The following is a 20,171-nucleotide window of genomic DNA, read 5'->3' as shown; positions in this document are numbered from 1 at the left end:
AGATTTTACGCTTTTGTAATTTTCACACCTTCCCTGTTTATCTGTGATACATGGATCTTGTAATCCACGCCCAGCGGCGCATATACCGTATCCATCATCGCAGCTACTTTACGGGCTGTTTCTTCTCCTCTGCTCAGCATGAATACAGAAGGACCAGAACCGGAGATACCACCACCCAATGCACCCGCTTCCTTACATTTTACTTTCAGCTCGTAGAAAGCAGGAATCAGGATCGCACGTACAGGCTCTACGATCGCGTCTTCCAGTGAACGGCTGATCAGATCATAGTTCTCCTGATAAAGACCCGCAACGAGTGCACCTACGTTACCCCATTGACGGATAGCATCGGTCATCAGTACTTTTTGTTTAAGGATCTCACGGGCATCAGAAGTTTTTACTTCTATCTGCGGATGGATCACGGTTACCCACAGATCAGCAGGTGTATGCAGACCCGTAATGTCCAGCGGTTTGTAGCTTCTTACAAGTGTAAAACCACCCATAATAGCAGGCGCCACATTATCAGCATGCGCAGCACCGCTGGCCAGTCTTTCACCTTCCATGGCAAAACGTACCAGTTGTTTAGGTGTAAACGGATTGCCCAGCAGATGGTTGGCGCCTGCTACAGCACCAGCCGAACTGGCGGCACTGGAGCCAATACCACTACCGGGAGGAATATTTTTGAAGAGTTCCAGTTCTATACCTACATCCGGCTGACCATACTTCTGCAGCAGTGCCTGAATGGCTACGCCACACACGTTTTGCGCCGGATCAGTAGACAGCGATGCGCCGTGTACCGCTGTAATGGTAACACCGGGTTTATCGCTTTTACGCATGATCATTTCGTCACCGGGAGCATCCATTGCCAGTCCTATTACGTCAAAGCCACAGGCTACGTTGGCGACAGTAGCGGGGGCAAATACTCTTATGCTTTCATTATCCATGAGGAAGGAGTTTTAATTGATTTTATCTCGCTGATCTGATGATGTCAGCAAATATACCAGAAGCCGTTACATCTGCTCCCGCACCGGCGCCTTTTACGATCAGTGGTTGTTCCGCATAACGGTTGGTAGTATAAAGTACGATGTTGTCTTTTCCTTCCAGTTTGAAGAAAGGATGATCCGGCGCAATAGATTGTAATCCTACAGACGCCTTACCATTTTCATAGCGGGCTACGAACTTCAGGCGTTTGCCTTCAGCATCCGCTTTTTCACGTAATGCCAGAAAATGACCTGCATGCACATCCAGTTGTTCGTAGAAAGCATCCACAGAAGGCGCATTCAGCGCTTCTTCCGGCAGGAAGGAATGATTGGTAATGTCTTCCAGTTCCATTTTAACGCCGCTTTCACGTGCGAGGATCAGTATCTTACGCATCACATCCACACCGCTGAGATCTATGCGTGGATCCGGTTCTGTATAACCTTCATCCTGCGCTGCCTTTACCACAGTACGGAAGGATGCTCCATTAACAAAGTTGTTGAACACAAAGTTGAGACTACCACTTAATACCGCTTCGATGCTGTTGATCTTATCACCACTACGGATCAGGTCATTCAGAGTGTTTATCACTGGTAAACCTGCACCCACATTGGTTTCAAAGAGGAAAGAAGCATTGTATTTACGCGCCAGATCTTTCAGACTTTTATAATAAGCATAATCAGAAGAACAGGCAATCTTATTACAGGTCACTACGGAAATACCATGTTGCAGGAACTCGCCATAAGTAGCCGCTACTTCTTTACTGGCAGTATTATCAACGAATACGCTGTTACGCAGGTTAAGCGATTTGATCTTACTGGCAAATGCAACCATGTCAGAAGCTTCCCCTTCCTCCAGTATGTTTTTCCACTCAGCGAGGTTGATCGCTTCGTGACCAAAAGCCATCTTACGGCTGTTGGCGATACCGGTTACACGTACATGCAGGCCCAGTTCATTCATCAGGAATTTATGCTGCTGATTCAGCTGTTCCAGCAATTTACCACCTACATTACCCACACCCGCGATGAATACATTCACCTGTTTCAGTGGCTCTTCAAAGAAGGCTTCATGTATAACGTTCAGAGCTTTCTTAACGTCTGATTTATTGATCACTACAGAGATGTTCTTTTCGGTAGAACCCTGTGCGATCGCACGTATATTCACACCATTACGACCCAGTGCAGCAAAGAGTTTCCCGCTGGTACCATGGTGATTTTTCATATTGTCACCTACTACTGCCACGATGCTCATATCTCTTTCCACGATCAGTGGCTCGATACGTTTCTCCAGTATCTCCTGAGAGAACTCGCTGTCTACCGCAGTTTTTGCTTTCAGCATGTCTGCTTCGTGTATACCGACAGTGATAGAGTGTTCCGAAGAACTTTGTGTGATAAGTATCACGTTAACACGCTCGCTGAGCAGGGCTTCAAACAGGCGTTTGGAGAAACCGGGTATACCCACCATACCGCTACCTTCCAATGTCAGCAAGGCTATTTTCTGTATACCACTGATACCGGTAACAGGATACACACGACCATCACCATCCTGTGAATGGATCAGTGTACCATAGTCATCCGGCGCAAAAGTGTTTTTGATCCAGATAGGGATGCGTTTATCCATAACCGGTTGTATAGTTGGAGGATAGATCACTTTCGCACCAAAGTGAGAAAGCTCCATCGCTTCTTCATAACTGATGTGTGGGATAGGGATTGCCTGCGATACCATACGTGGATCGGCAGTCATCATACCACTTACATCAGTCCATATATCGAGTACTTCTGCATGCAGTGCAGCAGCGACGATTGCCGCAGTATAATCAGAACCCCCACGACCCAGTGTAGTGGTTTCTCCGTCAGAAGTCGCAGATACAAAACCCGGCAGCACGAAGAAATCAGCAGTTTGTTGCTGGTAATATTGGGCAGTCTGGTGATTAGTGGCCAGAAAGTTTACAGCTGCATTACCGAAGTTATTATCAGTAACAATCAGTTCACGGCTGTCTTTCCATACCGCATTGAGTCCGGCAGATTTCAACTTTTCCGCGAGCAGATAGGAAGATAAAAGTTCGCCGAAACTCATGATCTTATCCAATGACCTTGCACTCAGTTCACCCACCTGAAAGATCCCATCGCAAAGGGTTTCCAGAGTATTCAGGCGTTTTTTTACCTGGCTGATAATACCGCTTTGTACGGTGATAGGGAAGAGGGTACGGATAGTATCCAGATGTCTGGATTCAATCTCTTCTAATACGTTTCTATATTGTTCCTGTCCTTGTCCTGCCAGCTGACCACATTGTATCAGTTTATCAGTAATGCCGCTCATGGCAGAAGCAACAATGGTAAAGCGTCCGTTGGGTTTCTTGTTACGGATGATATTGCATACCTGTTCTATTGACTGGGCGCTTCCCATGGAAGTTCCGCCGAATTTTAATACTTGCATGTGAGAAGAATGTTAATACGTAAAAATGCCAGATCCCTTTAGGGTGTACCACCTGAGTGGTCGTTGGATGATATGTGAATATTAACCCCGCACCGGGGTTGTAATAGATGTAATTGTAATAGTGCTGATACCCGCGCCGGAGATGGTGCGGGATGCAGATGTGAAGTATGTAACTATTGGTAGCACTATTTGGAACAATTTACTTTTCGCTAACAAAAGTCTGGAATTAGTTTTGGATTAACAAATGAATTGTCAAAGTTTTGAAATTATTTAAAATGAGCTGGGGTAATTTGAGAAAAATTCCGGGTAACAGGCAGGACAGGACAATAATATTGGTTTTCAATAGAGATGCGCTGTCGCCCGGGTGCATGGATAATAGCCATGAGGGCTTTCAGACGAACAAGCGACGGCCTGGCGACGAATAAGAGGTGGACTTGATCGTTCCCTGAAGCGCCAGACCCTTATTATTCCTATATTTGTCTTAACCACGTTGTACATGCCTTATTTCCGCAATTTCACATATTATATAGATAAACGCCGCTGGAAGTACTGCTTCCTGCTGGAGGGAATCGTCAGCCGGTAGCGCTGTTCCGGACCTTTTCGGCGTCCTGCATACCTGTTAGCATCAGGATATGTACCTGTCTCCTTATTTTACAGTTTGCATATCCATAGCTGACAGAAAATGAGTCACCAAAACATCTTATTGTCACAAAATTGTCATTCAGTATTCCACGGTCTGTTACGCTGGTAACGGACTGAAAAACCATCCATCATGCCGCATTATCATAAACTGGGGAACATTCCTCATAAACGTCATACGCAATTCCGTAAGCCAGACGGCACATTGTACTCTGAACAGTTATTTTCAACGGAAGGCTTTTCTTCCAATTCAACCTTGCTCTACCATTGTCATCCGCCTACCGAAATTACCAAAGTGGATGAACCCTATAGCGTAGCACCCCGCGTAGCAGAAGAGAAAATGCTGAAACACCGTAGTTTTCAGGGCTTTAATATCAAGCCGGAAGAAGACTATCTGAAAAGCAGAAAACCAGTACTGGTGAATAGCGACTGTCATATATCACTGGCCGCGCCCAGACAGAGTATGACGGATTATTTCTACAAGAATGCAGACGCAGATGAGCTGATCTTCGTACATGAGGGTTCAGGCGTATTACATACACAATACGGACAGCTGCCATTTGGTTATGGTGATTATCTGCAGGTGCCAAGAGGAACGATTTATCAGATAAAATTCACGGGTACAGATAACAGACTATTCATCGTGGAATCTTTCAGTCCGATCCGTTATCCGAAGCGTTATCTCAGTCAATACGGACAGCTACTGGAACACGCACCTTATTGCGAACGCGATATCCGCCAGCCACAAAATCTGGAAACCATCGACGAAGCTGGTGATTTCCTTATCCGTATTAAAAAGAAAGGTATCATGTACCCGATCCACTATGCACATCATCCTTTTGATGTCGTAGGTTGGGATGGCTGCGAATATCCTTTCGCGTTTTCTATTCATGACTTTGAACCTATCACGGGTCGTGTACACCAGCCACCTCCGGTGCACCAGACATTCGAAGGACATAATTTTGTAGTATGCTCTTTCTGCCCGCGTTTATTTGATTACCATCCGCAGGCTATTCCCGCCCCTTATAATCATAGCAACATTGATAGTGATGAAGTGTTGTATTATGTAGACGGAGACTTCATGAGCCGTAAACATGTGACAAGAGGAATGATCACTTTACATCCGGGTGGCATCCCACATGGACCACATCCGGGTGCCGTAGAAAAGAGTATTGGTGCGAAGGAGACAAAAGAATTGGCAGTAATGGTAGATACTTTCCATCCCCTGCAGATCACGCAGGAAGCATTGGAAATAGAAGATGAACGCTATACAATGAGTTGGGCGGAATAGGAGAAAATTAAGAATTAAAAACTAAGCATTAAACATGGCGATGCAACGGAGATCGTTGCAGATAATCTTCATAAGATAAAATACAACATACGGAATGCTTCAACTATTGAGGCATTCCGTATGTTGTTTATACCGGATCTTACCGGAAGTATCATGATTACGGGCAATGCTTATCTACGCTCATTCCTCCGTGTTTACACTAATTTCATCTCCCTCTTCAGGCCGTTTCCCTTTGTCCTTTGCAAACTCTTCCGGTGTCTGTAAAGTGTTGTCTTCATCTGGTTGCAGATAAATAGCATCATCATCTTCTTTTCTGCCGTCCTTTGATATATGTGCATGAGGATGATCTTTCCCGGCATGTTTGTTGTCGGGTACTTGTCCCTGTTTGATATTTGTCATATACTTGTTTTTGAAAAGGGGCACCAAATTTATGCCACGGCAATAATTACTATCTTAATTTGTAGTAAAGAAGGCTCAGCAGGATAGGGTATTTTTAATGTAAATAGAAAATCAACATAAACATGGAATACAGGCAATTAGGAGAAAGTGATCTGAAAGTATCTGCCATTACATTTGGTGCATGGGCTATTGGTGGATGGATGTGGGGTGGTACCGAAGCAAACGATGCAGTAAGAGCCATTCACGCATCTATAGATGAGGGGGTTACTTCTATCGATACAGCGCCGATCTATGGACAGGGATTAAGTGAAGAGCTGACCGGTGAAGCATTGAAGGGACTCGACAGAACAAAGGTACAGATCCTGACTAAATTTGGAATGCGCTGGGATCTGGCGAAAGGTTCTCTCGCCTTTAACAGTAAAGACAACGCAGGTAATGCCATTGACATTTACAAATATGCAGGAAAAGAAAGCGTGATTGAAGAATGTGAGAACAGCCTGAAGAGATTAGGAACAGATTATATCGATCTGTTACAGATACACTGGCCGGATGTGACTACACCAATCGATGAAACATTTGAGGCCGTGCTGCGTTTAAAGGAACAGGGTAAGATCCTCGAAGCAGGTGTATGTAATTACAATGTAGCGCAGATGAAAGAAGCGGAGGCTGTGCTGAAGCTTGCTTCCAATCAGGTGCCTTTCAGCATGGTGGAAAGAACAATAGAAAATGAACTGGTACCTTATTGTATAGAAAACAAAAAAGCGATCTTAGCTTATAGTCCTTTACAAAGAGGCCTGCTCTCCGGTAAGATAAAACCGGGTCATCAGTTTGGGGAAGGAGATACTCGTGCGAACTCTAAATTTTATCAGACCGATAACCTGAACCGTATCAACGCTTTTCTGGATCATATCAAACCTATGGCGGAAAGTAAAAGTGTAACACTGGCTCAACTGGTTATTCGCTGGACGATTGAACGTCCTGGCATTACTGTTGCACTGGTAGGTGCACGTAACGCTGAACAGGCTATCCAGAATGCAAGAGCCATCAACGTAAAACTAAGTGCTGAAGAGATCAAATTTATCAACGACAGATTATACCAGTTGCAGCTGGTATAGAAAATAACTAACTGTTACAGGTCAATTGAACAGTGAAGAAAAAGAGGGCCGTTCCGGAGGGAGCGGCCCTTCTTAGTTTTAACAGGGATTGTCCGTCTCAGGCCGGCCAGCCCTTTTTTTATAGAACTGATTTTTATCATATGCCTGTTTCATACGATCCGTACTTTTGATATACCTATACAAAACTCCTTACACATGACACATGCAGAAATCGTAAAACAGGTAGCATGGAAAGACCTCAAAACACTCTCAATAAGAGAGATGCTGATCGAAAATAACCTGACATTACCGTGGTTGTTTTCTTCATGGTTACTGGCTTATTTCGGCTATTACGCACTGGCTTTACCATGTTCAGCTTTCTTCTTTCTGACGGGTTTACGGCAGGTGCATAACGGCTTCCACAATTCTCTCGGTACCAATAAATTCCTGACATGGTTTACACTCTTCTCCAATAGCGTACTGATGATGGCATCTATTCATGCGGTCAAGTTCAATCATATCAGACATCATAAGTATTGCTTATCAGAAGAGGATTATGAGGGTAAATCAGCTGGTATGAGCTGGTACGGTGCTATCCTCTACGGTCCTGTGCATATGTTTCTCATCCATAAGGTGACCTTACAGCTTGGCAACAAAAAATATGTAAGAAATGTGATGGCTGAGTTAGCCGCGATAGCCGCGTTTGCCTTTATTGTATTTTATTTTAACATCGCTTTCCTGATGTATCATGTGATAGTGATGGTCTTCGGAGAATTCCTGATGGCTTTCTTCGCCGTGTGGACGGTACATCATGATACCGACGAGCATCCTGAAATGGCCAGAACACAACGTGGTGGCTGGAAAAATAAGATTACGTTCAGCATGTTCTATCATCTGGAACATCATCTGTTTCCGGCTGTGCCGACTATCAAATTACCTGAACTGGCTAAACGGATTGATGAAGTGCTCCCTGAGCTGGAGAAGAAAAATACTTTTTAAGTATCAGCTGACGATCTGTACAAGGAATGAAATAGCCTCCGGCGAATGCAGGGCGGCAGTAGATTCCATTGTCATCTCTGCAGTAGCGGATGCTCTTGTACGCATCGCTTGTTCATAGGCGGCAATCGCGCTATGGGTATCAGGATAATCTTCACTTGTCAGACAAAGTCCCAGTTCGAGTGCATCCAGCATCGCCATATTAACACCTTCCCCTGCGTAAGGCGGCATCAGATGTGCTGCATCTCCCAGCATTGTCAGATTGGGTAATGCCTCCCATGTCTGATCGAAAGGCATACAGTATTGCGGTCTTGGGATAAAAGTGCCTGTTGCATTTTCAAACAGTTCTTCCCATACCGGACTCCAACCTGTAAAGGTGGCTTTAAACCATGCCATTACCTGTGCTTTATCTGAGAAGTCGATGCCGGATTCCTGTACCCAGTTTTCAGGTGTATTACAACCGGTATAAAAGACAAGACTGCCATCTCCTTTAGAACTTACGATCAGTGATTTTTCATCACCCATACCGAAGATCTTGCCACCATTCAGCCATTGATGTATCTGCGGAGTATTCTTTTCCGAATGATATACGGCGCCTTCCACAACAGTTACACCCGCATAAAAGGGGCGTATAGGTGTGATGTAGGGACGAATCTTTGAATTCGCACCATCCGCAGCAATAACGATATCTGCATAGGTTGTATGGCCATCTTTAAAATGCAGATGCCAGCCTTCGTTAAAAGGTGTGAGTCCGCTGAACTGACAATCCCATACAACAGTATCCGGATGCAGGGATTCCAGTAGTATTTTTTTCAGTGGTCCGCGGTCTATCTCCGGCCTGTACGCTTCCGCAGGACCATCCTCTTTATGGTTATCTTCCAGTACTATGGTGCCATGCTGATCGATGATACGCATTCTATCAGCACCCGGCCGGTAGTTTGCTTTAAATGCTTCCATCAGACCCGCTTCTTCCAATGCCCTGAGCCCTGATTCATGATGCAGATCGAGTGTAGCGCCCTGTGCTCTGGCATCTTTATGTATGTCACGTTCATAGACGGTGACGTCTGCATGGCGCATCTGCAGTATTCTCGCGAGGGTAAGGCCACCCGGGCCACCGCCTACGATAGCAATTTTTTTGTTTTTAATGTTGTTCATACGAAGTGGTTTGAATGATGTTTGTTTATTTCAGCAAACCTTTTATCACTGCTTCGCAGCAATCTGCCAATACTTTATCAGTGATCACTTGTTTAGGTCGCGCTGTATGTTCGAAGTATTCATTTATGAGGTCAAGGAGTGGTGCAAATAACAATGCTCTGTGTGCTTCCATAGGTAACTTTATAATCGTGCCTGCCTTCACATGAAAAGCGAGGAATGTATGCACGGGTGCAAAGAAATCGCCTTCCCTGATACCTTTCTGCTGATACGCTTTATTAAGCAGGGGAGAGGATTTACCATACTGCATCAGCGCATAGTAGTGTCTGTTTTCTTTGAAGTAGCGGAAGCTGTTGGTCCATATTTTTTTTACACCTTCTGCGAATGGCATTTCCGGATCGAATTTTTCCAGTACGGCTTTTTCATATGACCCGATCACTTCATCAATAAACAGTTTGATCAGAAAGTCTTCTTTATTCTCATACTTGATGTAGATGGTGCGGGGAGACACATTCGCCGCTTTCGCCAGTTTTTGCATACTCAGGTTTTCCAGTCCTTCCTCTGCAATGATCTGTAATGCTATAGAACGGATCGCTTCTTCTTTTTCAAGGTTCTTTGGTCTCATGACAATGTCTTTTTATCCTTCCGATAGCACAAAAGTAAGTAAACGTTTGTTTACTTACTAATTTTTTTGCAGGAGATAGGCCTGTGGTTGAAAATGACAATGACGGGGAATGATGCTTTGGGTATGTTATGGTCTGTTCTTTATTTGATAATACTTACGCTACGTTAATGCTACGTTTTCAACGTAGCATTAACGTAGCGTAAGTATTATAAGACAATTATTTAACTGGTTATTATACTAAACAATAGTATAAATATTTAGTATGTAATAAAGAGCAACCTGCTTTTTTTCTCTCACTATTTTGATGAGGTATGAATAGCTGCGAACAGGTTACTGCTGGAAATTCGTAATTTTATCTCCTAAAACATTACTGATTTATGGGCTTGAAACGTTTATTTTCTTTATCAAATATAAGTACGGCAGCAATGACCGTATTTCTTGTACTGATGCTGGTTAACCCATCGGTGAAAGCAGCTGTTATGCAAGGTTTGATGAAGGTCGGTATGTTTCAGCCGGATGTGCCGGAGGAAGTGGTGCCGGATAGTAATGTGGCGCCGGATATGGCATTTACAGATGGAGACGGCAATACATTTACCTTATCATCTTTGAAAGGAAAAGTGGTGTTTCTTAATTTCTGGGCTACATGGTGTCCTCCTTGTCGTGCAGAAATGCCCTCGATCAATTCATTATACAAAAAGTATAAAGCAGATAAAAACGTGGTATTCCTGACCGTAGACACAGATGGTAATTACAAGAAGGCGAAACGCTTCATTGAAAAGCAGCAATACGAGCTGCCTGTATTTGTGGCGGATAGCCGTATCCCTGCAGAGCTGCTCGGTAAATCCATCCCGACAACGGTCATCATCAGCAAAAAGGGGCAGATCGTATACCGGGAGGAAGGCGCTGCTGATTATGGCAATGATAAGTTTATTGACTATTTCGGGAAGTATATCCGGAAGTAAGTGTGGCCGTTTGTCAGCCCCGGTTTCCCCGAATATTTATTTGGATTTCATATTCCGAAAGATTAATATTGCATTAGCAACTAATTTATGCTTCACCTGCATACATACCATAAGATTTCCGATCAGCGTCACAGAAAATACTATTTTCTGATGGCTACGCTGGCCATGGATTCCGCTCGCTCCTGAGCGCAGGTATGATACTGCCTTTACGGGCGTTTCTATTTTTATTTTCCGTTTTATTCTATTCGTTTTTCAGCGCCCATTTTCGTGGTTCTACCTGTCATTTTTGCAATGCAAGGAAGCATTGTCTTATCATATTATCTATAACGTATAGTCAAAAACCATCGACTCATACACCAAAACTTTCTACTTTCTAAAACCAATCCATCATGCATACAACTACAGATGCCGCCGTTTCGGCTGTTCCTGCTAATGCGCAGGACTTTTTACCATTAAATGGTACAGATTACGTTGAATTTTATGTGGGTAATGCCAAACAGGCTGCTCATTATTATAAAACAGCATTTGGTTTCCAGTCACTGGCTTATGCCGGTCCGGAAACAGGTGTAAAAGACCGTGCATCTTATGTACTGGTGCAGAATAAGCTGCGTTTCGTACTGACCACGCCACTGAATCCGGACAATGACATCGCACGTCATATTCTGGAACACGGGGATGGTGTAAAAGTACTGGCTCTGTGGGTGGATGATGCGCGCGCAGCATTCGAAGAAACCGTTAAAAGAGGTGCAAAGCCATATCTGGAGCCTGTTACGGAAGAAGATGAATTTGGATCTATCGTACGCAGCGGTATTCATATCTATGGTGATACCGTACACCTGTTCATCGAACGTAAAAACTATAACGGACCATTCCTGCCGGGTTATAAAGCATGGAATCCTGCCTATCAGCCAACAGATACCGGTCTGCAATATGTTGATCATTGTGTAGGTAATGTGGGTTGGAATGAAATGAATACATGGGTAGATTTCTACGAGCAGGTAATGGGCTTCCGCAATCTGCTGTCCTTCGATGATAAAGACATTTCTACCGAATATTCCGCACTGATGAGTAAGGTAATGAGCAATGGCAACGGCCGTGTGAAATTCCCGATCAATGAGCCGGCAGAAGGTAAAAAGAAATCCCAGATCGAAGAGTACCTTGATTTCTATCGTGGCGCAGGTGTACAGCACGTTGCGATCGCAACCAACAATATCATCCAGACAGTTACTGATCTGCAGAACAGGGGTGTTGAATTCCTGAAAGTACCTGAATCTTATTATGCCACATTGCTGGATAGGGTAGGACAGATCGATGAAGACCTGCTGCCGCTGAAACAGCTGGGTATTCTGGTTGACCGTGATGATGAAGGCTATCTGTTGCAGATCTTTACAAAACCGGTACAGGATCGTCCGACAGTATTCTTTGAGATCATCCAGCGTAAGGGCGCGAAATCTTTCGGAAAGGGTAATTTCAAAGCCCTGTTTGAATCCATAGAAAGAGAACAGGCGCTGAGAGGCAACCTGTAAACTATACATATTGCTTCCGGAATGCACGCAAGGCATTCCGGAAGGCAATATGCCTTTTTATTAGTGTTAAAGCGTTATTTCAATGAAGGCCATTGTTTGTTATGCCTTTTGACTGCTGTCATTGAATTTTTTTACCTGTTTATGCCTATACCTTCCGTAAAACATATACAGGCGCTGCTGTTCAGGTACTTACTGCCAATACACAGTACTTTTTACCATCAATGGCTCAGATTCCTCTGCATCCTGTTACCTCATTTTCTCCGGCTCTCATTATTTGGTCCTTTCATGGTATTGGAAATGTTCAGGAATTTAAAATAATTTGCATAAGAGATCGTTTACTTATGAGAGTACAAACTTTGTTCGGAGTATTATTTTTGTTGGGAGGAATTTTTCAGATGATTACGGCTGTATTGATCTACCAGGGCCAGCGCCACTACATTTTGCGCTTCGCCAACCGTAAGGTGGGAATGATCATTTACGCACTGTTCTCTCTGTTATTATTCTTTCTCGCATATTGGACTTTTAACATGCAACCGGTACAAAATGCTCCCGTAAGGTAGATTTCTGACAATGTGAACTTGTAAAATTGTGTTAAAATATCTATGAAGCAGGTCGTTTTAGCAGTTTTAATGCTGCTGGGAATGGGAAAAGTGCAGGCCCAGCAGATGCAGCAGTCATTTCTGGATAACCAGAAAATGTTTCCGAAAGTAGGCGCCGCCTACAGGGATAAAGAAGAGCAACTCAAAGAAGAGTTCCAGAAGAAAGGGCTGACTTATCCGGCTAAGTATATCTTCATTCGTTCCTTTAAGCTTGACAGCGAACTGGAAATCTGGGTGAAGAACAAGGCTTCTGACACTTTCCGTCTGTTTAAATCCTATCGCGTATGTACCCTGTCAGGTAAAATGGGGCCAAAACGTAAGGAAGGAGACCGGCAGGTACCGGAAGGCTTCTACTATATCAACGATTTTAACCCGAATAGCAGCTATCACCTGTCTCTGGGTATCAATTATCCGAACTTCGCAGATAAGATCCTCAGTGACCCTAAAAAGCCGGGTGGTGAGATCTATATCCACGGTAGCTGTCTGACAATAGGCTGTATTCCGTTAACAGACGATATCATTGAGGAAGTGTATGTAATGGCGGTGAACGCAAAGAATTCCGGTCAGGATTTCATTCCTGTACACGTATTCCCGGTGAAGTTTGGCAATATACGCTCCATGGATTACCTCGGTAATTTCACTTTGAAAGACAATTCTTCCGAAAAATTCTGGGTGGATCTGAAATATGCCTACGACTATTTCGAAGCCCATCACAAGCTGCCGGTCGTACTGGTGGATGAAAAAGGGAAGTATATTATGTAGTTTTCTCAACAAAATGGATAGAAAGGGCGTTCACCGAAGAGGCGGACGCCCTTTCGTTTTCTTACATTTTTAGGATTTTAACCTTCCATTTAATTATTTTTTTATGAAAAGTCATTTTTTTTTCGAAACTTAGGGCGAAGGTCAAATCAATTTACTATTATGAATAGAAGAGAAGCCATCCGGAACGTTGCCCTTTTACTGGGTAGCGCAATTTCCGCGTCCACGTTATCAGCCCTTGAGGGCTGTAACCCGAAAGGCCCTGATAATTATGCATTGCAGGCGCCTGAGACCAAGAGTTTTTTGGCCGAAGTAGCGGAGACGATCATTCCGGAAACAAGCACACCGGGGGCTAAAGCCGCCAAGGTTGATGAGTTTATTGTTGTGATGCTGAATGATTGTTATAAGCCGGAAGACCAGAAAGTTGTACTGGAAGGCCTGAAGAAAATCGATGAAGCCAGTCAGAAACAATTCAAGAAATCGTTTGTAGACCTGTCTGCAGAAGAGAAAACCACTGTGCTGACAGCTATTGATAAGGAGCGTGTTGACTACAATAAACGTGATAACAAGAAGGAAGGCGATCCTACCCATTATTTCCAGATCCTGAAAGAACTGACCCTGACCGGTTATTTCACATCAGAACCGGGCGCAACCAAAGCACTGCGTTATGTGGCAGTACCCGGTAAATACGAAGGCTGTATCCCTTACACCAAAGGGGAGAAAGCATGGGCGGTATAAGCACGCCGGAGTGCAGGAAGAATTAAAGTCTCAACAACAAAACAAAGAATTCCATGAATCTGAATACGAAAGCTCAGGAGCAGAATACCTACGATGCGATTGTGGTAGGCTCCGGTGTCAGCGGTGGATGGGCTGCAAAAGAACTCACCGAAAAAGGTCTCAAAGTTTTAATGCTGGATAGAGGAAAGAAACTTGAACACGTTAAGGATTACGAAACTGCAACAAAAGATCCGTGGGAATTTAAACATCGTGGCCGTATAACAATAGATCAGCGTGAAACGCATCCTAAACTGAGCCGCGACTATCCATACAGTGAACACAACGAAAAATATTGGATCAACGACTCCCAGAGTCCATATAATGAAGTAAAGCGTTTTGACTGGTACCGCCCGGATATCGTGGGTGGTAAATCCATCATGTGGGGCCGTCAGTCTTATCGCTGGAGTGATCTTGATTTTGAAGCGAACCTGAAAGATGGTATTGCTGTTGACTGGCCTATCCGTTATAAAGACCTGGCGCCATGGTATGACTATGTAGAGAAATTTGCAGGTATCAGTGGTCAGGCAGAAGGATTGCCACAATTGCCGGATGGTCAGTTTATGCCAGCGATGGAAATGAACTGTGTGGAGAAAGATCTGAAATCAAAAGTAGAAAAAGCGTTCCCTGATCGTAGAATCACTATGGGACGTGTAGCGAATATCACCAAGCCGTTACCGGGTCGTACGCAATGTCAGTTCCGTAACCTGTGTAGCCGTGGATGTCCGTTTGGCGCTTATTTCAGCACGCAGTCTTCAACACTGCCAGCTGCAATGGCGACAGGCAATCTGACGCTCAGACCAGATAGCATCGTTAACTCTGTTATCTATGATGAAAAAGCAGGTAAAGCAACCGGTGTACGCGTGATTGACAAGCAGACCAAACAGATGACCGAATACTATGCGAAAGTGATCTTCGTAAACGGTTCTACACTGGGTACTACCTTCGTATTGATGAACTCTATTTCCAACCGTTTCCAGAATGGTTTGGGTAATGATAGTGGCGTACTGGGTAAATACCTGATGGATCACCACTTCCGTACAGGTGCTTCCGGCCGCGCAGAAGGATTTGATGATAAATACTTCTTCGGTCGCCGTGCAAACGGTATCTATATCCCCCGTTACAGAAATATCGGCAGCGATAAACGTGATTATCTCCGTGGTTTCGGTTATCAGGGTGGTGCAAGCCGTGGTAGCTGGGCTCGTGGTATCGCTGAAATGGGCGTAGGTAAAGACTTTAAAGATATGCTGTCTGAACCGGGTAGCTGGAGTATGGGGCTGGGTGGTTTCGGTGAATGTCTGCCTTACGAAGATAATAAGGTGACACTGGACAACTCCGTGAAGGATGACTGGGGCCAGCCAGTACTGAAGTTCGACGCCGAATTCAAAGAGAATGAAATGAAAATGCGTAAGGATATGATGAACGATGCCGCAGAAATGCTGGAAGCATCCGGATTCAAAGATATCAGGACTTACGACAATGGTTCTTATCCCGGTATGGCGATCCATGAAATGGGTACCGCACGTATGGGACGTGATCCGAAGACTTCCATCCTCAATAGCTGGAATCAGATGCACGCTGTGAAGAACGTATTCGTGACCGATGGTGCGTCTATGACTTCTGCCGCTTGTGTAAACCCGTCACTGACTTACATGGCGATGACGGCAAGAGCAGTAGACTACGCTGTGAAGGAAATGAAGAAAGGAAATATTTAATCAGATATAGATCAGGGAATGAGGGACCGCCAACAACAATGCGTGGTCTGTCATTCCCTGATTTAATTTTTACACTATGCATCTCAACATTAGAGCGGAGAAAGAAAACACCTATGACGCCATTGTAGTTGGTTCGGGCATCAGTGGTGGCTGGGCAGCCAAAGAGTTATGCGAAAAAGGACTGAAAACCCTGGTATTGGAACGTGGTCGTAACGTAGAGCACATCAAGGACTATACGACAGCCATGAAAGCACCATGGGAGTTTCCGCACCGTTTGTCAGGCACACTTGAACAAAAAGAAAACTATCCGATACAGAGTCAGTGTTATGCCTTTGATGAATCTTCCCGGCAATACTGGGTGAATGATAAAGAAAATCCATACAATCAGATAAAGCCATTCAACTGGCTCCGCGGATATCATGTAGGCGGTCGTTCCCTGATGTGGGGCCGTCAGGTATACCGTTGGAGCGATATTGACTTCGGCGCCAATGCAAAAGATGGTTTTGGTGTTGACTGGCCTATCCGTTATAAAGATATTGAGTCCTGGTATGATTACGTGGAAACGTACATTGGTATCAGTGGGCAGGCAGAAGGACTGCCACAGTTGCCGGATGGTAAATTCATGAAGGCCATGGAGATGAACTGTCTGGAGAAACATGTGGCAGCAAGGATTAAAGAACGTTATGATGATCGTATCATGACGATTGGCCGCGTGGCACACGTGACCGAGAAACACAACGACAGAGGACCCTGTCAGTACCGTAATCTTTGTCACCGGGGATGTCCGTTTACAGGTTATTTCAGCAGTAACGGTGTCACCCTGCCGGCAGCGGCAAAAACGGGTAATCTGACCCTCCGTCCTGACTCCATCGTACTGGAAGTGATCTATGATGATCAGAAAGGCAAGGCTACCGGGGTAAAGATCCTCGATGCGCATAGCATGCAGACGGTGGAATATTATGCAGATATTATCTTCCTGAATGCCTCTACTTTAGGTACGGCTTCCATTCTCCTGAACTCTGTTTCCAGCCGTTTCCCGAATGGTTTTGGGAATGACAGCGAACAGGTAGGACATAACCTCATGGATCATCACTATGGTGTCGGTGCCGGAGGTGAGTTTGATGGTTTTCAGGATCAATACTATAGTAGCGGACGCAGACCTAACGGGATCTATATTCCGCGTTTCCGTAACATTAATACGGCTACAACACAAAAAGACTATGTACGTGGCTTTGGTTATCAGGGCGGCGCAGAACGTGGTCGTGGAGTGTCATTTGATGGCGTAGGTGCGTCTCTGAAAGAATCATTGTCAGAACCGGGCAACTGGAGCTTTGGCATCGGTTCATGGGGCGAGCATCTGCCCTATTATGAGAACAAAGTAACGCTGAATAAGGATAAGAAAGATAAGTACGGTCTGCCGACACTGGATATCGACTGCGAATTCAAAGAGAATGAGCTCGCGATGCGTAAGGATATGGCAGCAAGTGCGAAGGAAATGCTGGAAGCTGCCGGTCTGAAAAACGTCGGTACGTATGACAGCATGCCGCCTCCGGGACATTGTATCCATGAAATGGGGACGGCCCGTATGGGACGTGATCCGAAGACTTCAGTACTGAATGGATGGAATCAGGTACATGCGGCTAAGAACGTATTTATTACGGATGGCGCCTGTATGACTTCTTCTGCGTGTCAGAACCCTTCTATTACTTACATGGCGCTGACAGCAAGAGCTTGCGACTACGCCGTGAAGGAACTGAAGAAAGGAAATTTGTAGTTTGTTGAGATTGAAATATAAAGCCTGCCGGACCTATTCTGGCGGGCTTTTTTTGTTGGAGGAGAATCTGCCGGTATATAAATTTAGCAGATTGATAGTATTATTTGTTCACTCCGCAGATACAATGCGTGATGTATTGGTTTCTTTGTAGAACTTGGTATTCAATATAATACGATGATAATACAGTTAACGCCGTTGTGTATATTTTTTTTATAACTTTGTTCGGGTAAAAATCAGATGTTGCCCTATACCTTATCAGGCTACTCTTATTTGTTCGTGAATCATTAAATCAAGTCAGATCTTAACCTATATATATGAATAGTGGGATTATTATAAGTTTTCTTATAATGAGTCTGCATGGCCCTATTAATGTAACCCAGCCGAACATGTCGGTTGCCGCAGATAGTAGTATGCAGAAGGCAGAACAATTGCCCGGTAAATACCTGTCAGAAGTCAAAAAGAAGTCTGATCGTGTTGAGCATCAGGTGAATAAACGTGCTGACAAGGCATTGAGTCGTCTGTTGAGGCAGGAGAAGAAAATGAAAGCACGTCTTTGGAAAGTGGACTCGGTGGCTGCAAAGAACATTTTTACAAAATCCATAGACAGTCTGGGAAGCCTGAAATCGGGTTTGAAAGGTAAAGTGATGAGTAAGTTGCCCATGGGTAACAGTTATCTGGATAGTCTGGGCAGTTCTCTGAAATTCCTGGAAGGGAAGGGGAATTTGCTGGGCGCTTCAAAAGACAAGTTAGCCGGTGCTACCGGCAGCCTTGAATCTCTGCAGGGTAAGTTACAACAGGCCGATCAGATCAAGGCTTATATCCGTGAGCACAAAAAAGAGCTGAAAGAACAGTTGTCTAAGTATACGGTTTCTCCAAAGACCTGCAGAAGATCAATAAGGAAGCTTATTACTATGGTCAGCAGGTGAATGAATATAAAGCGGTGCTGAAGGATAAAAAGAAGGCGGAGGCAAAGGCGATGGAGCTGATGAAGAAAATACCGGCCTACAATGATTTTCTTAAGAAAAACTCGCAGCTGGCCAGTATGTTTAATCTGGGCGCCGGAGGCAATAATGTGGCGCAGAGCCTTGAAGGTTTGCAGACACGTGCACAGGTAGAACAGATGATTCAGCAACGATTGGGAAGTGACCCTGCTGCCCGGCAGGCGGTGGGCCAGCAGATGGATCAGGCGAGAACGCAGCTGAATGAGCTGAAAGAAAAGTTCCCCGATCTGGACAATGCCGGTGACATGCCTGATTTCAAACCTAATCCGATGAAAACGAAAAGTTTTCTGCAGCGACTGGAATTTGGAGGCAACATTCAGTTTCAGAAATCTACCCGCTATTTTCCAACCACATCTGATATCGCGGCACAGGTGGGATATAAATTTCAAAAAATGGTACAGCCGGTATCGGCGCGTCTTACAAGCTGGGATTGGGTACGGGATGGAATAACATCGTAATCAGTCATCAGGGTGTTGGTTTACGGTCTTTCGTGGACTGGAAGCTGAAAGGTACTTTCTTCGTGAATGGTGGTTTTGAACAGAACTATGTATCGACGATCACACATGCAGTCAGTTAACTGACTGGAGTGGCTGGCAGGGAAGCGCACTGCTGGGCGTGAGTAAGAAATATAAGGTCAGCGCAAGATGAAAGGCAACATCATGTTGTTGTATGATTTTCTGGCAAAGCGTAATACACCATCAACAAGCCCGATTAAGTTAAGATTAGGATATACATTTTAGCGTAATCACCTATACCAACTAAACGGTAAGCTTTTAGCTGACAAATTTCAATTGAATTGTTAAGCTATACTACTACATGATTTACATTACCGACGATCTGTCCAACGGGATCGCTGGTAATTGTAAAACATCAAATACACTCTTCCGCCGGTATAATCCCATTAGTTCCCAATGCGGTTGAGTGGTTCTGATAAAGTTAATATCCCGGTCCCCCGGAATCTGTATATAGCATCAGTTATCCCGTATATGAAATAATTGCAGGAAAATTCAGGTGCCATTTCACTGAATAGTGTTCCGGATATGAAGATCAACCAGAGGCAGCGATGGCTGTAGCAAATATCGGCTTCCCGTTACCAATTAATAAAAAACATGGAATTTAAGAGATATGTCTTAGGAGCGGGCGTATTACTGATATCATCAGTGATGCCGGCAACGTTATTTGCCCAGAACAGGCCTAATAACAATAGAACAGCGGCCACTCCCCAAAGTTTGCCTGCCCCTTATACAGGTGCCAGTATTAATTACATCAGGACGTGGGAGCCGGAAAAAACCTTTTGTTGATACAGCGGCAGCAAATTCTAAAGGTGTTACTCCTCGGATGACATTGCTGACAAGCATGAATTCAGATAGTCAAAGAAGATAGCTGGCAAGGAAACAGGCATGCGTTGCTGCCACTATTGACAACTATTTCGTGATGCCCATATTTCAATAAAA

At 44.5% G+C, this 20,171-nt stretch carries 17 protein-coding genes; 12 read left to right on the top strand and 5 right to left on the bottom strand.

Annotated elements, in window-relative coordinates; all coding sequences use genetic code 11:
• Nucleotides 1-5 precede the first annotated feature (5 nt).
• Together FEF09_RS15895 and thrA are read right to left on the bottom strand one after the other, a co-directional pair.
• On the bottom strand, nt 6-941 hold the full coding sequence (locus FEF09_RS15895; protein WP_146306040.1) for a homoserine kinase: 936 nt from the start codon (nt 939-941) through the stop codon (nt 6-8).
• 22 nt (nt 942-963) lie between these two features.
• Nucleotides 964-3,411, bottom strand: coding sequence for a bifunctional aspartate kinase/homoserine dehydrogenase I (gene thrA, locus FEF09_RS15890; protein ID WP_146306039.1), 2,448 nt, complete (start codon nt 3,409-3,411; stop codon nt 964-966).
• A gap of 772 nt (nt 3,412-4,183) precedes the next feature.
• On the opposite strand from thrA, the gene FEF09_RS15885 reads away from it, so the two are divergent.
• Nucleotides 4,184-5,341, top strand: coding sequence for a homogentisate 1,2-dioxygenase (locus FEF09_RS15885; protein WP_146306038.1), 1,158 nt, complete (start codon nt 4,184-4,186; stop codon nt 5,339-5,341).
• Nucleotides 5,342-5,521: 180 nt separating this feature from the next.
• On the opposite strand, the gene FEF09_RS15880 is transcribed toward FEF09_RS15885, so the two are convergent.
• Nucleotides 5,522-5,740, bottom strand: a complete 219-nt coding sequence (locus FEF09_RS15880) for a hypothetical protein (protein WP_146306037.1) — start codon at nt 5,738-5,740, stop codon at nt 5,522-5,524.
• 122 nt (nt 5,741-5,862) lie between these two features.
• On the opposite strand from FEF09_RS15880, the gene FEF09_RS15875 reads away from it, so the two are divergent.
• Together FEF09_RS15875 and FEF09_RS15870 are read left to right on the top strand one after the other, a co-directional pair.
• On the top strand, nt 5,863-6,855 hold the full coding sequence (locus FEF09_RS15875; protein ID WP_146306036.1) for an aldo/keto reductase: 993 nt from the start codon (nt 5,863-5,865) through the stop codon (nt 6,853-6,855).
• A gap of 195 nt (nt 6,856-7,050) precedes the next feature.
• Nucleotides 7,051-7,833 carry a fatty acid desaturase family protein gene (locus FEF09_RS15870; protein WP_146306035.1) on the top strand — a complete coding sequence of 261 codons (783 nt, stop codon included), beginning with the start codon at nt 7,051-7,053 and terminating at the stop codon, nt 7,831-7,833.
• Nucleotides 7,834-7,836: 3 nt separating this feature from the next.
• Here the strand turns inward: FEF09_RS15870 and FEF09_RS15865 are convergent, their stop codons facing one another.
• A complete protein-coding gene (locus FEF09_RS15865; RefSeq protein WP_146306034.1) occupies nt 7,837-8,985 on the bottom strand; it encodes an FAD-dependent oxidoreductase in 1,149 nt (382 codons plus the stop codon).
• A gap of 25 nt (nt 8,986-9,010) precedes the next feature.
• Complete coding sequence (locus FEF09_RS15860; protein WP_146306033.1) at nt 9,011-9,607, bottom strand: TetR/AcrR family transcriptional regulator; 597 nt, start codon at nt 9,605-9,607, stop codon at nt 9,011-9,013.
• A 425-nt stretch (nt 9,608-10,032) separates the two neighbouring features.
• Here FEF09_RS15860 and FEF09_RS15855 point away from each other — a divergent pair, with 425 nt between their 5' ends.
• From FEF09_RS15855 to FEF09_RS30760, 9 genes are all read left to right on the top strand, one after another.
• Nucleotides 10,033-10,569 (top strand): TlpA family protein disulfide reductase, encoded by a 537-nt coding sequence (locus FEF09_RS15855; RefSeq protein ID WP_261387530.1) that lies wholly within the window; start codon nt 10,033-10,035, stop codon nt 10,567-10,569.
• Nucleotides 10,570-10,958: 389 nt separating this feature from the next.
• The gene (gene hppD / locus FEF09_RS15850; protein ID WP_146306031.1) at nt 10,959-12,095 is read left to right on the top strand and encodes a 4-hydroxyphenylpyruvate dioxygenase; all 1,137 of its coding nucleotides are present in this window, start codon (nt 10,959-10,961) and stop codon (nt 12,093-12,095) included.
• 602 nt (nt 12,096-12,697) lie between these two features.
• Entirely contained in the window at nt 12,698-13,456 is a 759-nt protein-coding gene (locus FEF09_RS15845) for a murein L,D-transpeptidase family protein (RefSeq protein ID WP_146306030.1), read from the top strand.
• 159 nt (nt 13,457-13,615) lie between these two features.
• Nucleotides 13,616-14,191, top strand: a complete 576-nt coding sequence (locus tag FEF09_RS15840) for a gluconate 2-dehydrogenase subunit 3 family protein (RefSeq protein WP_146306029.1) — start codon at nt 13,616-13,618, stop codon at nt 14,189-14,191.
• A gap of 53 nt (nt 14,192-14,244) precedes the next feature.
• Entirely contained in the window at nt 14,245-15,942 is a 1,698-nt protein-coding gene (locus FEF09_RS15835) for a GMC oxidoreductase (RefSeq protein ID WP_146306028.1), read from the top strand.
• 76 nt (nt 15,943-16,018) lie between these two features.
• On the top strand, nt 16,019-17,716 hold the full coding sequence (locus FEF09_RS15830; protein ID WP_146306027.1) for a GMC oxidoreductase: 1,698 nt from the start codon (nt 16,019-16,021) through the stop codon (nt 17,714-17,716).
• Nucleotides 17,717-18,102: 386 nt separating this feature from the next.
• Nucleotides 18,103-18,642, top strand: a complete 540-nt coding sequence (locus tag FEF09_RS15825; protein ID WP_146306026.1) for a hypothetical protein — start codon at nt 18,103-18,105, stop codon at nt 18,640-18,642.
• Nucleotides 18,639-19,175 (top strand): hypothetical protein, encoded by a 537-nt coding sequence (locus FEF09_RS15820; protein ID WP_146306025.1) that lies wholly within the window; start codon nt 18,639-18,641, stop codon nt 19,173-19,175. The genes FEF09_RS15825 and FEF09_RS15820 overlap by 4 nt, the downstream gene beginning before the upstream one ends.
• On the top strand, nt 19,148-19,294 hold the full coding sequence (locus tag FEF09_RS30760; protein WP_186774369.1) for a hypothetical protein: 147 nt from the start codon (nt 19,148-19,150) through the stop codon (nt 19,292-19,294). The genes FEF09_RS15820 and FEF09_RS30760 overlap by 28 nt, the downstream gene beginning before the upstream one ends.
• Nucleotides 19,295-20,171: the final 877 nt, after the last annotated feature.

Source organism: Chitinophaga pinensis (assembly GCF_007896845.1).
GTDB classification, from domain to species: Bacteria; Bacteroidota; Bacteroidia; order Chitinophagales; family Chitinophagaceae; genus Chitinophaga; species Chitinophaga pinensis_C.
Note: the sequence above shows the minus strand (reverse complement) of the source record. Positions and strands in the feature narration are given on the sequence as shown.